13 protein-coding genes, 2 pseudogenes and 1 riboswitch are annotated in these 13,665 nt (G+C 36.5%); of the genes and pseudogenes, 4 read left to right on the plus strand and 11 right to left on the minus strand.

The genetic code is table 11. The features are described 5' to 3' along the window. Nucleotides 1-9: 9 nt before the first annotated feature. Both HFP47_RS04475 and HFP47_RS04480 read right to left on the minus strand, forming a co-directional pair. Nucleotides 10-1,296, minus strand: a complete 1,287-nt coding sequence (locus tag HFP47_RS04475) for an ABC transporter permease (protein WP_179876111.1) — start codon at nucleotides 1,294-1,296, stop codon at nucleotides 10-12. Beyond that, nucleotides 1,286-2,026 (minus strand): ABC transporter ATP-binding protein, encoded by a 741-nt coding sequence (locus HFP47_RS04480; RefSeq protein ID WP_140682728.1) that lies wholly within the window; start codon nucleotides 2,024-2,026, stop codon nucleotides 1,286-1,288. Before HFP47_RS04480 ends, HFP47_RS04475 begins: the two co-directional genes overlap by 11 nt. 162 nt (nucleotides 2,027-2,188) lie before the next feature. On the opposite strand from HFP47_RS04480, the pseudogene HFP47_RS04485 reads away from it, so the two are divergent. The 3 genes and pseudogenes from HFP47_RS04485 (at nucleotide 2,189) to HFP47_RS04495 (ending at nucleotide 3,914) form a co-directional block, all read left to right on the plus strand. After that, nucleotides 2,189-2,610 (plus strand): annotated as a pseudogene (locus tag HFP47_RS04485) (HIT family protein). Nucleotides 2,611-2,644: 34 nt separating this feature from the next. Beyond that, complete coding sequence (locus HFP47_RS04490; protein ID WP_010289169.1) at nucleotides 2,645-2,887, plus strand: hypothetical protein; 243 nt, start codon at nucleotides 2,645-2,647, stop codon at nucleotides 2,885-2,887. A 55-nt stretch (nucleotides 2,888-2,942) separates the two neighbouring features. Further along, nucleotides 2,943-3,914, plus strand: a complete 972-nt coding sequence (locus HFP47_RS04495; RefSeq protein ID WP_179876112.1) for a peptidyl-prolyl cis-trans isomerase — start codon at nucleotides 2,943-2,945, stop codon at nucleotides 3,912-3,914. 79 nt (nucleotides 3,915-3,993) lie between these two features. On the opposite strand, the gene HFP47_RS04500 is transcribed toward HFP47_RS04495, so the two are convergent. The 7 genes from HFP47_RS04500 to HFP47_RS04530 are packed head-to-tail and all read right to left on the minus strand — an operon-like array spanning nucleotide 3,994 to nucleotide 10,801. Continuing rightward, a complete protein-coding gene (locus HFP47_RS04500) occupies nucleotides 3,994-5,199 on the minus strand; it encodes an MFS transporter (protein ID WP_115231182.1) in 1,206 nt (401 codons plus the stop codon). A gap of 11 nt (nucleotides 5,200-5,210) precedes the next feature. Then, on the minus strand, nucleotides 5,211-6,392 hold the full coding sequence (locus HFP47_RS04505) for a pyridoxal phosphate-dependent aminotransferase (protein ID WP_257229717.1): 1,182 nt from the start codon (nucleotides 6,390-6,392) through the stop codon (nucleotides 5,211-5,213). 30 nt (nucleotides 6,393-6,422) lie between these two features. Next, nucleotides 6,423-7,361 (minus strand): D-isomer specific 2-hydroxyacid dehydrogenase family protein, encoded by a 939-nt coding sequence (locus HFP47_RS04510; protein WP_011679955.1) that lies wholly within the window; start codon nucleotides 7,359-7,361, stop codon nucleotides 6,423-6,425. Between the two features lie 18 nt (nucleotides 7,362-7,379). Continuing rightward, nucleotides 7,380-8,102 carry an amino acid ABC transporter ATP-binding protein gene (locus HFP47_RS04515; protein WP_141266711.1) on the minus strand — a complete coding sequence of 241 codons (723 nt, stop codon included), beginning with the start codon at nucleotides 8,100-8,102 and terminating at the stop codon, nucleotides 7,380-7,382. Continuing rightward, nucleotides 8,095-8,754 carry an amino acid ABC transporter permease gene (locus HFP47_RS04520; RefSeq protein WP_011679957.1) on the minus strand — a complete coding sequence of 220 codons (660 nt, stop codon included), beginning with the start codon at nucleotides 8,752-8,754 and terminating at the stop codon, nucleotides 8,095-8,097. Before HFP47_RS04520 ends, HFP47_RS04515 begins: the two co-directional genes overlap by 8 nt. An 11-nt stretch (nucleotides 8,755-8,765) precedes the next feature. After that, complete coding sequence (locus tag HFP47_RS04525; RefSeq protein ID WP_059442421.1) at nucleotides 8,766-9,602, minus strand: basic amino acid ABC transporter substrate-binding protein; 837 nt, start codon at nucleotides 9,600-9,602, stop codon at nucleotides 8,766-8,768. 2 nt (nucleotides 9,603-9,604) lie between these two features. After that, entirely contained in the window at nucleotides 9,605-10,801 is a 1,197-nt protein-coding gene (locus tag HFP47_RS04530; protein ID WP_179876113.1) for a PLP-dependent aspartate aminotransferase family protein, read from the minus strand. A 321-nt stretch (nucleotides 10,802-11,122) separates the two neighbouring features. Between HFP47_RS04530 and HFP47_RS04535 the strand changes: the two genes are divergently transcribed. Continuing rightward, on the plus strand, nucleotides 11,123-12,028 hold the full coding sequence (locus HFP47_RS04535) for a LysR family transcriptional regulator (protein WP_011679960.1): 906 nt from the start codon (nucleotides 11,123-11,125) through the stop codon (nucleotides 12,026-12,028). 278 nt (nucleotides 12,029-12,306) lie between these two features. Here the strand turns inward: HFP47_RS04535 and HFP47_RS04540 are convergent. Both HFP47_RS04540 and HFP47_RS04545 read right to left on the minus strand, forming a co-directional pair. Continuing rightward, nucleotides 12,307-13,043 (minus strand): annotated as a pseudogene (locus HFP47_RS04540) (3-oxoacyl-ACP reductase). After that, nucleotides 13,040-13,597, minus strand: coding sequence for a QueT transporter family protein (locus HFP47_RS04545; RefSeq protein ID WP_011679962.1), 558 nt, complete (start codon nucleotides 13,595-13,597; stop codon nucleotides 13,040-13,042). The pseudogene HFP47_RS04540 and the gene HFP47_RS04545 overlap by 4 nt, the downstream one beginning before the upstream one ends. A 6-nt stretch (nucleotides 13,598-13,603) precedes the next feature. After that, nucleotides 13,604-13,649, minus strand: a riboswitch (PreQ1 riboswitch). Nucleotides 13,650-13,665: the final 16 nt, after the last annotated feature.

The raw sequence follows: 13,665 nt of genomic DNA on the forward strand, positions 1-13,665 counted from the left end.
ATCTCTCCGTTACTTTTTCATTTTTTTAATCATGTATGGAATATAACTTTTTTGTAGCGCAATAGTAACTACAATCAACAATACAAATAATAACAGTATCCGTTGTAAAGAGCCACTTGTCACGGCTACCGTAACAATCAACAACGTGCAAACAATGTAGTTCACCAATCTATGCACCTGAATAAATGCGCTCTGTTTCTGAGAATTGGTGATTGGCATCAAACGCGTCCAAATTTTCTTTTGCGTATCTGAAAATAGTGGCAATAACTGAAAATTAACAAGATATACTGTCAATGCACCAACTACAGCAACAAGCCAATCGGGTGCAGTCTGCAACACACCTACGATAATCATCCCCACAATTATTAATCTAAGAACCAAAGGCAATATTTCCGTGTCTCGCGCTAAACGTGTCCAATATAATCGCAACATTGCTGGTTTATTCTTTATCAAACGTTGCAGACAAAAGTCTAGGTAACGTCGTCTTTTAATTGATTTAGATTGATTGGGGATTTCAGCAAAAAGTGCAAAAAAATGCAATACTCTTTGCTTTTGTTGTTGTGCTTGTTGTGTTGCGATGGCCCAGTTGATTGCGAATGAGTTTGCCTTATGATTGCTGATATGAAAATAGTAAGCCGTTACTACCATCAATACCAACCAAGCACTCATCAAAATATATACTTGCGTCTGGGTCAATATAAGGATAAATTCTAAGAAAATGCTAGGCAATAAAACACGGAAGAGAAGCCCCTCAGCTGTTGAATTTGCTTCAAATATCGTAATCGTTTGCACGCGTTGCTTCAAGAATAGCTTATCTCGTTCAAATAACAATAGAAGTAACTTATAACTAATTGCAAAAATCAGCAACGAACTAATTCGTAATAAACCACTGACATAAATTCGCAATAGAATTGGTATGATAACACTGACAAAAACAGCTTGCCATACGCTGGCATATAGAATACTCAAATTTACAGAACGCGTCAAATATTTCTTGATAATTTCCGAGTCGTTTCCTAATAAGTAAAGCCTATCTGCTGGCTTGAAGTACGTAATTAAATCACCTATCTGTAGCCCTATCAGTAACCACGTAATGATGATTACTTGCCACCAATTAGAGCGCCAAAACATCAGCGACTGCGGCGTACTGAGCAGTTCGCGATAAGCAAGCACAATACCACCCAAAGCAATAATCAAAAAAATCACAAAATGATCATTAAATAATAATCGCAGATATTTAGCACTTGTCCGCTGTTCATCTCGAAAGCGGCGCCAAAATAAATCGCTAGCCTTCATTAGCTAACTCCTTTTGCATTAAATCAAACAAATCATCAAGATGATCAACTGTTAACTGATTTTCTTCTGCTAAAGCGGAAGGTGTGCCCACGAAACGTACTTTACCATCATGTAGAACAACGAACCTGTCCACAAATGTTGCCGCTGAAGCTAATAAATGAGTTGTCATCAAAATACTATTTCCAAGTTTTGCTTGTTCTTTCATCAAAGATACAACATCCCTTTGCGCTAATGTATCTAAGCCCAAAAAAGGCTCATCAACAATTAGCAATGGGGCGTTCAACATAAATGCAGACACAAGCATTACTTTTTGTCTCATCCCCTTAGAAAAATGGATTGGTAGCCAGTTTAACTTATCCTCTAATCTAAACATGGTTAATAATGACACAACACGTTCCCAAGTATTCTCATTGTCTTTTTCATGCGCCGCTAGCATCAAATGTAAATGTTCACCCAACGTCAATTCGTCATACAATATTGGTTGTTCGGGAATATATGCAAGTTGTGATTTAAAAGCTGTCGGCTCTGATACTATATTAGTATCATTAAGAACTATTGATCCCATCTGAGGCTGTAGTTCTCCGATAATGTGATTAACTGTCGTTGATTTTCCAGCACCATTTAGACCAATTAAGGCAACGATTTCACCATTAGGCACGTCAAAAGAAATGTTTTTCAATATATTATTGCCTGCGTACCCGCCAGATATATTGTTAATTTTTAATCCCATACATTTATTATAGCAAGCATTACATGATATTTGTATGAAATCTATAAATATAGATAATGACCGTCTCTTTTCAATTTGTTTACTAAAAATAACACTTCATTTTTGTTATATAACCTTATTTGTTATAATGAAAGATAATAAATAGAAACGGAGATTATTACATTGGATATTTTTGACAAAATTATTACAGGTGAAATACCAAGTTATAAAGTTTATGAAGATGAAGATGTTCTCGCTTTTTTGGATATCTCACAAGTAACCCTGGGCATACACTCGTTGTACCAAAGAAAAACGTTGATAATATTTTTGACTACGATGACGAAACCGCCAAAAAAGTTTTGTTGAAGTTGCCTGTCATTGCGCGCGCCATAAAAGCCAGTGACGACAAGATTACAGGTCTAAATGTCCAATCAAACAATGGTCCTTCTGCTGGTCAAACCGTTATCCATTCTCACTGGCACCTAATTCCTCGTTATGATGATGATAATCTAAATAGCGTGTTAGCACCAACTATTGATAACAGTGCTCATTTTTCAGCAGAACAGTACCAAGCCATTGCTGATAGTATTGCTTCGCAATTTTAAAACATCCGACGTAACGATGTTTGGGAGAAATAATATGAAATTATTTGATCAATTCAAAAATCTCATCACGAATATAAAAGAAATAACATCTTTGCTCAAACAACTCCAGTTACAACAGCATGAATTAACAGAACAATTAAAAGAGATACAGAGTGTTTCTGAGGACATTCAGTCAGACATCGAAAAAATGAATTTCAAAAATCAACCACATATTTCACGTATTAATGAAGCTACTGAGCATTTAAATACTGAATTATCTAAGTTTAAAGCGCATTAGATTCATTTATGGTAAAATACTTAGTATTGTATCTAGAAAAGGAAAGTATTATCACATGCGAAAATTTATTTGGGGGCTTCTCGTCGTTGTTTTTGTCGGCGGACTGGTCTTTCTTGGTTTTAACTCGTCAAAAACATTAATGACTTCAAAAGTTGGTAAAATTACTGAAAAGCAATTTTACGAAGATATCAAAACATCATCAGCTGGTCAGCAAGAATTTGCTAATATGGTTATTAATAAGGTCCTAGGGGCCGAATATGGCGACCAAGTTTCTGACACAGATGTACAAAACGCCTACGACGCACAAAAGGCACAGTATGGTTCATCGTTCAAGACTGTTTTGGCATCAAACAACACAACTGATGCCCAATTTAAAAAGAATATCAAAAATAATCTGATCATCAACGCTGCCATCAAGGCTAACTATAAGGTAACCGATAAGCAACTGAAAACTGCTTATACAAACTACCACTCAGACACGACGATTTCGATGATTACAGCCAAGAATGAAGCTAAGGCTAAAGAAGCAATTGCTGCATTGAAGAACGGTGATAACTGGAATACAGTGTACAAAAAGTATTCTACAGATAGTACTTATAAATCATCAAATGGTAAAATGCCAGCGTTTAATTCAACAAATACAAGCATCGACTCAGCCGTGCAAACTGCAGCATTCAAGCTCGATAAAGTTGGCGACTACTCAACGGAACCTGTAACTGGTACAAGTGGCAGTTACTATGTCATTAAATTGAATAAGAAAACAACAAAACCTTCAATGAGCAGTTTGCGTAGTACCTTATCAACTCAGATAGTGACTGACTTCATTAATGATTCAAGCAACACCAGTGAAATACAAGCCATTGTCGGAAAGATTTTGCGTAAAAACAATGTTAGTGTTAAAGACAGCGACTTGAAAACTGCTTTGAATACCTATCTAACGGCTGGTATTTCTTCAAGTTCTTCAAGTTCTTCAAGTTCTTCAAGTTCTTCAAGTTCTTCAAGTTCTTCAAGTTCTTCATCAAAATAACTGCTGAATCATTTATTGTCAATGATTGTGCAAAGAAAAACGATCTAATTGCTTAGATCGTTTTTTTATACCAATTTTTTTATGTAGGAGCCGTTGAATTGTCCAGTTCTCCTTTCTTCAATAATACGTAACTGATCATTAAGGCACCACTAGCAATGTAAAATAGATTATTCAACGGCATAAATTGACTCAGGTATGCACCAAGAATAGATCCAGCTAAACTACCAAGTGATTGTGCCGATAAACTCATACTAAAAACCGTACTCAATCGATTACTAGCTTTTGACAATAATACTTGTATCATTGGCGTCATACCAGCGTTAGCAATTCCAATTAAAAATCTTAGTCCTGCAAAAAACATTAAACTGGTGGTCATGCCAAGCAAAGCATAAATTATTATTGCTGCAAGTTCACACAATTTAAGTATTTTTAAAGTACCAAAATGGCTACTCATTTTACCAACAAAGGTTGCAAATACAGCTGTTGCGACACCTGGCAAAGCAGAAACAATACCCGTCATGATAGTCAAATAATGCTCTGAAAATAACAAATATTTAATCATCAAACTAACATAAGGTATTATGGCACTCTCTACAAACTGAATTAGCATGGTAGCACTGAGCAATATTAAGATCGGCACAGTCCAAACGCTTTCCTTTTTAGATGAGGCTAACTTTTCGGTCGGACTTGTATTGATTTTCTGAAAGTTTTCCTGAATACCATAAAAACTGATGAAAGCTACGCATAACAAAATTATACCCGTAATAAAAAAGGTCATCCTAATGCTAAATATTGTAGCGAGTACGCCGCCAATTAGCGGGCCCATTAACCCACCAATAATATATCCGGTGGACAATTTACTAATCACTACGGATCGCTCCTCAAGTGGCGTTTCAGCAGCAATTAAGGCAATTACACTGGGTGTATAACCATCAAAAAGCCCTTGACAAAGACGGAGAATAATAATCTGCCAAATATTCGTCACACAACTCAATAAGATGATTACAATCCCCATCCCCGCCGCTGTGCGAAGCAGCATTGGTTTTCGCCCGTGTTGGTCTGCAATTTTACCCCAAATTGGTGAGACTAATATCACTACTAAATACGAAGCCGCATATGAAATACCGGCATAAAAACTAACTTGTGCCTGATTAAAATGACTAATTTGCATGATATAAAGAGCCAAAAAAGGCATGGCTTCACTAAATGCCATGCCCGCCATAAATGTTCCTATCCATGCTATCTTGAAATTTCTAATTCTTTGTTCACTTTTGATTTGCCCCACACTTCCACCTCTTAGCTGAGGCTTTTTTGATTGTTTAATTTAGCCACGGCAGCTTGAAACCTGTCCAAAGCTTCTTTTAGAATTGATAAATCCATTGCATAGGAAATTCGAATAAATCCTTCACCAAATTCAGTAAAAGCGGAGCCATGAACAACAGCCAAATCCACTGTCTCTATTAGAAACTTCACGAAGTCTAATGAAGTCATGCCAAACTTTTCAATATTTGCAAAGACATAAAATGTTCCCTCTGGTTTAATATAGCTAATACCAATTTCATCCAATCGTTTCAGAACATAGTCTCGCCTTTCTCTAAATATGGGCACGATCTCAGACGGGTTATCGCGATCCACTGTTAAAGCTGTCATTGCAGCTTCTTGCGAGATACTTGAGGCACAGCCAACATCGGTTTGATGGATTTTATATAATTCATGAATTAAACATTCTGGCCCTAATAAATAACCAATGCGCCAACCCGTCATACTGTGCGATTTAGATAAACCGTTTAATACTAAGGTTCTTTCCTTCATATCGGGCACACTTGCAATAGATGGTGCGGAATCTTGATCGTAAACTAAACGATTATACACATCATCTGTCAACACATATAAATCATGTCTCTTGATGACATTAGCTAATTCTACTAACTCTTGAGAAGATAAAACAACGCCACTCGGATTATTCGGATAATTGAGTATAACTAATTTACTTTTCTCACTAATGACCTCCTCTAATTGATTTGGTAATAGCCTAAAATTACTCGATCGTGTATCAACAACTACTGGAACACCCCCTGCTAAAGTAACGGCTTGCGTATAAGCAGTATAACCAGGTGAAACAAGGATGACTTCATCACCAGGATTCACTAGTGCTCGGATTGCTAGGTCAATGCCTTCACTTGCACCAACTGTCACTAGTACCTCTGTAACAGGATTATAAGGTTCACTGTAAAATTCTTGCGCGTACTCAGTAATGATTCTTCTAAGTGCTAATATACCCATATTATCAGTATATTTTGTGTGATCTTGCTCAATCGCTTTAATGCCAGCTTGCTTGGTAGCAAATGGTGTTGGTAAATCAATTTCACCAACTGTCAGTTGAATGACCTCGTTTACCGGCTTTTTTATAAAATTAGAAACCAAACGAATACCTGACAGTCCTGTGTTATGAACATTTTTATTAATATTTTTTGTCATTAATGGCGTACCTTTCATCACCTAATTGTGCTAGTTTAATCTGTATATCGGCTTTTGGTTGTTAAAAAAATCAAGAACGCTTGCCACTACTTTTTCAGCAGTCAAGTATTCGGATTCTACTGTATTTGCACCAATATGTGGTGTAATCACAATTTGATCATGATTCAATAAAGGACTAGCTGTTTTTATGGTCTCATAACTTGTTGTGTCTAGACCTGCACCTGCTATTTTTCCAGTATTTATTGCCTCAACCAACGCCTCTTCATCTACTAAAGCAGCTCGTGCTGTATTAATTAGAATAGCGTTCGTTTTCATCTTTGAAAACGCTTCATGATTTAAAATACCACTTGTTTCTGGTGTAGCAGGAATATGTAACGATATGATATCTGATTGTGCTAGTAGTGTGTCATACGATACAAATTGACCATAAAGCGTTTCTCGCTTTGTTCGACTATAAACCAATACATGCGCCCCAAAACCATGCAATATTTTTTCTAAATTTTGCGCAATTTGACCATACCCGATGAGTCCTATTATTTTCCCAGATAAATTATGACCCATTAAACTTGCTGGATATGTTAATGCCTCACCTTTTTGCACGCTATTGGTTGCTTGGTTGACCTTACGCAAAACTGTTAATATCAAAGTAACAGCCAGTTCCGCAACAGCAATAGCATTTGCACCGGGTGTATTTGTCACCCACACACCGTGTTTGGTAGCTGATTCCACCGGAATGTTATCATATCCTACACCACGACGGGCGATTAATTTTAGATTTGGCAAGGCATCAAACCAATTCTTGTCAAATGCCATATCAGTCATAATAATGACCGCTGCATCAGAAGCTAAGGACAATAATTTTTTTTCATCATAATTCGGGCTATGCGATACATCATATCCTGCACTGGTAAATTTTTGAATAGCAACTTCGTGTAAATCACCTACAATGTGTATGCGTTTTTCTGACATATATAGTTCCTCAATTTTTCATAATACTTTTCCCAAAAATTCCTTTGTTCTGACATGCTGTGGTGCGCCAAATATCGCATTTGGAGATCCTTCTTCAACGACCACACCATCGGCCATAAAAATAACCTTATTAGCTATTTCTCTGGCAAAGCCCATTTCATGGGTCACTACGATCATGGTCATGCCCTGCTTAGCTAAATCCTTCATTACTTCAAGAACATCATCAACCATTTCTGGATCTAAGGCCGAAGTTGGCTCGTCAAACAATAAGTATTTAGGATGCATCGCAAGCGATCTCGCTATTCCTACACGTTGCTGCTGCCCACCAGACAAAGATTTAGGATAAGCATTCACTTTGTCAGATAAGCCGACTAATGCCAACAGTTTTTTGGCCTCTTCATTGGCCTCATCAACACTCAAGCGCTTCACGCGCTTAGGCGCTAATGTTATGTTTTCTAACACGGTTAAATTTGGGAACAAATTAAAATGTTGAAAAACCATTCCCATCTTGGCTTGAATACTAGAAATATCGTTATTCTCATCTGTTATATCTTCACCATCAACATGGATATACCCGCTTGTTGCAACATCTAAGTGATTGATGAGTCGCAGCAATGTTGATTTACCAGACCCTGATGGTCCAATGATAACAACGACTTCATTTTCTGGCACTTCTAAGTTAATATCTTTTAAAACATCATTGCTACCAAATTGTTTTGAAATGTGTTCTACTTTAATCATTTTGCGCCATTTTCCTTTCCCATAGTTTCATTAGTCGACTTGCTGACAAGGTCAAAATCAAATACAGTACGGCAACTGTGAGATATGGCGTCCAAACAACATAGTATTGTGCATTCATAGCTTGAGCCCAATACGTAATTTCTGGTGCGGATATTGCTGATACCAAAGATGAATCTTTGATTAAACTAATAAATTCGTTTCCTAATGCCGGTATCACTATCTTTATGGCTTGCGGCACTATGATAAAACGCATCGTATCAAATTGAGACAAACCCAATGTTCTAGCCGCCTCACGTTGCCCTTCAGAAATGGATTGAATACCTGAACGAAATGTTTCAGCAATGTAGGCCGCTGCATTCAGGGACAAGGACAGGGCACCGGCTATATATGGATTGGAATGTCCAAAAATTGCCGGTACGACACCAAAGTTGGTAATCAAAATTTGTACAAACAATGGTGTGCCACGAAACAAACCAATATAGGTTTTAAATATTCCAGAAATAACGGGGTTTTTCGACATACGGCCAAGTGCAATAATCAGTCCAAATATCGTTCCAAAGACTACCCCACAAAGGGAAAACAGCAAAGTGTATAGTAAACCATGCATGAAAAATGGGGCGTAATCTAAAATCATTTCATAACTAAAACTCATAGATCATCTCCTCATTGCCGTGACTTTATGACATCAAGTGATGGCTTACTACCAAACCACTTTTCATAAATTTTTGTATATTCGCCATTGTCAATTATCTTTTTCAAAGCAGCGTTATATGTTGAACGGTATTTTGAATTTTTAGTAAACATCAAACCAAAATATTCTGGTTCAAAGTTTTTATCGTCATAAATAACTTTTAATTTGTATGAGGGATTACTTGCCACATACTTTTTAACAGTGGTTTCGTCACCAATTGCAGCGTCTGCTTGCCCATGAACAACCTGTAAAAATGTTGTGCCGCCTTTGTCTTTGCTAATATTTGAACTATTCTTGCCAAGGATTGATTCAGCAGCTTCCTCTCCGGTTGAACCTAGCTGAACAGCAACTTTTTTATTCTTCAGATCAGTTGCATTTTTAATTACTGTGTCAGTTTTCTTAACAATGATTGCCTGTCGAGAAACAAAGTAAGGTTTTGAAAACGAATATGTTTTTTGACGATCTTTTGTAATTGTAATACCAGAAATAGCTGCATCAGCTGAACCAGAATTTAATTGTGTAAACATCGAGTCCCAACCAGTATTCTTAATCGTATACTGATAGCCCGCTTCTTTAGACAAAGATTTTAAGATATCTAAATCAAACCCAACAACCTTACCATTTTTTATGTATTCAAACGGGTTCCAGTTAGCATACGTTAATACTGATATTTTCTTTTCTGATTTACTTTTGGTGGTTGCTGAATGTCCCACCAATTTTGTTGTGCCTATGACAATCCCTACAATAACGACACCTAAGACAATATACACAATATTATTGTGTGACTTTTTTTGACGTGGAGCTACCATGTTTATTCACCTTCCTCTAACTCTATCTGAGATAATGCATACTCAAAGTCATGAATTAAGTCTGCTTCATCCTCAATACCGACACTAACACGCAGTAGTTGGTCAGTAATACCAATCTTTGCTTTCTCTTCTTCTGGCGTATCATAATGAGATGAAGAGACTGGATGTGATATTGTTGTTCGTATGCCTCCAAGGGTCATGGCATACTTCGTCAAGTTTAGCTCCTGTAAAAACTTATTAATTGTTTGACGATCGCCTTTTAATTCAAAACTCAACATGCCCCCATATTGGTTAGAAAATTGCTCTTCCGCTAAGTCATGTTGTGGATGGCTCTTTAAACCAGCGTAATAAACCTTGCTAATTAGCTGATGGTTTTCCAAAAATGTTGCTAATGACAAAGCATTACTTGATTGTTTTTTAACACGTAAGTCTAAGGTTCTGATACCACGTGTTGCTAACCATGAATCAAAAGGATCCCCTGTCGTACCCAGTAGCACCTGAAGGTTATAAATTTTTTCTATTATCTCAGCCTTAGCGCTAATTGATCCTAAGGTTACATCACCATGGCCATTTGCAAATTTAGTTAAACTATTAATCACAACATCTGCACCATCAGTTAGTGCGTGAAATAAAACTGGCGTCATAAAGGTGTTGTCAACAATAAGATAACTTTGGTGGCTATGCGCTAAATCTGCAATTGCCTTAATATTTGCAACTGTCATCATGGGATTGCTAACTGTTTCTGTATAAAGAATTCGAGTGTTCGCATTTATAACCGAAGCAACCTCATCTAGGTTTGTAATGTCAACAAAGTCAACTAAAATTCCGTATTTACTTAGTGTCTTAAGAAAATCAATTGATTCACCATACAGCGTTTTATCAGCCACAACGTGATCACCTGATGTCAAAAGTGCTAAGAGTGTTGTTGATATAGCAGACATACCTGTGTTCGTGATGACACTATTTTCTGATTGCTCCAAGTAGGTCATAAGTTCTGCAATCCCATCACGATTCGCATTATGGGACCTCGTATACGCATAACCTTTTCGATCATAAGTATTTTGCAGATCATCTAAATCTGCCACATTGTGAGCTGTTGACAAATATAAAGGCATCACTTCTGGATCACTGACACGATTGGGGTCAATTTTATTCCCTTTGTACAATATGTTTGTATTTTGTTCATTTTTGTATGTCATTACGACAATACCTCCCTTAAAATAAAAATAAAAATGCACTGATTTGTATCAAAGTTCGTATTTACGGATCCGCTATTTGATATTGCAGTCTACTCTACATACTTATCTATTTTATTTCATTAGTTAAATTGCCTTTTTAAAAATATAATTTGTACAAATTGCACAAATAACATCTCTTTTCAGGAACAAAAAACAGCATACCTAAGTTAGGTATACTGTTTTTAGAAAACTATTTACTCGCAATGTTTAAATAATCTTATCTTGGTTCCACTGAATAAATGCTATAATCGATTAACAACTTTTTTTGAAAGTGTGGTGCGTATGGAAATTAAGCAATTAGAATATTTTGTTACTGCCCATAACTGTGGCAGTTTGAGCAAAGCTGCCGCTAAACTGTTTACAACCCAACCCAATGTCAGCAGGGTCATCAAACTTTTTGAACAAGAGTTAGGCTCTCCTCTATTTGAACGAACTAGCAAAGGATTGAAACTAACAGCGTATGGCAAATCAATTTATAGTTATGCTGAAAATATTTTGAAAAACGTAAATTTGATTACTGATACAAATTCTATATCAAGTAATAATAATTTTTCCGTAGCAACCTATCCCAGTAATATCATGTCATGGCTGTTAGTTGAACTATACCAGAAAAACCCAGATATGATTCTTTCTCACCAACAAGGTACCGTTGAAGAAATAACGACTCAAGTTTCCCAAGGATTCTCTGAGCTAGGCATTCTATACGTTTCTCAAAACCAGTTAAAGGCTTTTCGACATATTATTTCTCACAAGAAACTCAAATTTATTGAGATTGAAAAAAGAGAGGCGTGTATTTATGTCGGACATAACAACCCTCTTTACAATAAAACCTCAATCTCGTTTGAAGAACTACTAAAATTAAAATTTGTCCGCGGATTAAATGATTTTTTTTCTATGGAACACCAATTGGAACAAGTTAATGTTGGTGGCTTCGCTACAGATACGCTACAACCAACTGTTTACACCAATAGCGAACATCTTTTAACAAATATCATTTTAGAAACAGATGTCGTTGAGCTAGGTATTAATATGGTTTCTCCTAGCCATAAACAATATGATATCAAAAATTTAAAAATTGAAGGAGAAGATGCCTACTTAACATTTGGCTACGTGATCCAACAGGATCACAATCTCAGTCATAATGCGCAAGAACTACTAAAAAGTCTCGAAAAATTACTAAAGCCATAACAAAATGTTATGGCTTTTTACCTATAAACTGGTAATTGTTCTAAATAATTATATCAGGTATAGTGATTGTATATTAATCATTCGAAAAAGGCCACTTTTGAATGAAGCCATCATTATACTTTAAAACTTCAAATCAGCGATAACCCACACTCATGCAAAAATTCATCTGCCAGTAAATAAATATTATAATACAAATACTCTTTAAATCTAATTTGTCTACCCTTATTTAATTGTGACATGGATTGACTATATTATATGGAAGAAAAAATATTTTTTGTTCAATGTCCTAATGTCCAACCACCGTCAATTGGTACTACTGTGCCATTAATATAGTCAGCTTGTGGGCTTGTCAAAAACATTGTTAAATCAGCGACTTCCTGTGGTGCAGCCCAGCGCTTTGCGGGGGTTTGATTGGCAACTTGTTGGGCCATACTAGCATCGCCAGCAAAATCTTTGGCATTCATTGGTGTTTTAATTGCTCCCGGCGCGATAGCATTAATATGTAATCCCTTTGAAGCATAATCAAAAGCCAACTGTTTGGTATATCCAATAATTGCATGTTTACTGGTTGTATATGCCGCCCCGCCCCCACCAGCAGTAAAGCCAGCTACAGACGCCATGTTAATAATATGTCCATATCCAGAGGCAATCATCTTGGGTAATACAGCATTCGATAAAATAAACATCGGTGTTAAGTTTGTATCCATCACCCGTTGCCAAGTCTCCAAGTCAATGGTTAAAGATGGCTGATAATCATCTAAGATTCCTGCTGTATTCAATAGAATGTCAATTGAAACATCACTAGTTATGTGTTCCACCAACATTTCTAGTTTTTTGTGTTGTCTAATGTCAATTTGATACGTATGCAAATGTTTGTGTGTGTACGTAATTTTTCTTTGTCTAAAGCATACACTGTTGCTCCTTGAGACAAATAAGTTTTCAATTGCGAAAAACCGATGCCTGAAGCAGCACCGGTTAATAAAACATTTTTATTTGTATAATTTTGTTCAATCATTTGTCTAATTTAATAATCTTACTAAGTGCAAAAATCAAAATACCACCAACAATCAATGACACAATTTCTCCTGGCAAAACACTAATATAGTACGCCAACCATTGTGAAAAAAGACCGCCTGATGCGCCTGAAGGAAATGAACCACTGGCACCAATATTAAAGGCAAATGTAAACTCTGCTGCTAAAATACCCATTCCTAATGTAGAAACTACAAAAGAGCTAATTAAAATTTTTACCAGCGTGCTTGTTACTTTGCGAGTCAACAGATAAGTTACAGTGGTCATAATCAAGGTACCTGCGGTACCAAATATCCAATCAACCCAACCTAATGGCGAAATGAGATTGGCGATAAAAACGCCTAGCCCCAATGCCAAAATATATCGTTTATTCCATGCGGATAAGTGATTTAAGCCCTCAGATAAACGTAACTGAACTGGTCCAAATCCGATTGGTGCTATAACTAACGTAATTGCTGCATACAACGCAGCAACAATCGCTGTTAATGTGATATTTCTAGTGCGATTGCTTTGTCGCGCACTTACTGTTTTTTGCATAAATAGTATCTCCTAGTTTTTTTAAGCGGGATGGTTGATGAACCGCTATTATTAAGTCTCAGAACACA

It is taken from the genome of Leuconostoc sp. DB-1, assembly GCF_013414845.1.
GTDB classification, from domain to species: domain Bacteria; phylum Bacillota; class Bacilli; order Lactobacillales; family Lactobacillaceae; genus Leuconostoc; species Leuconostoc mesenteroides.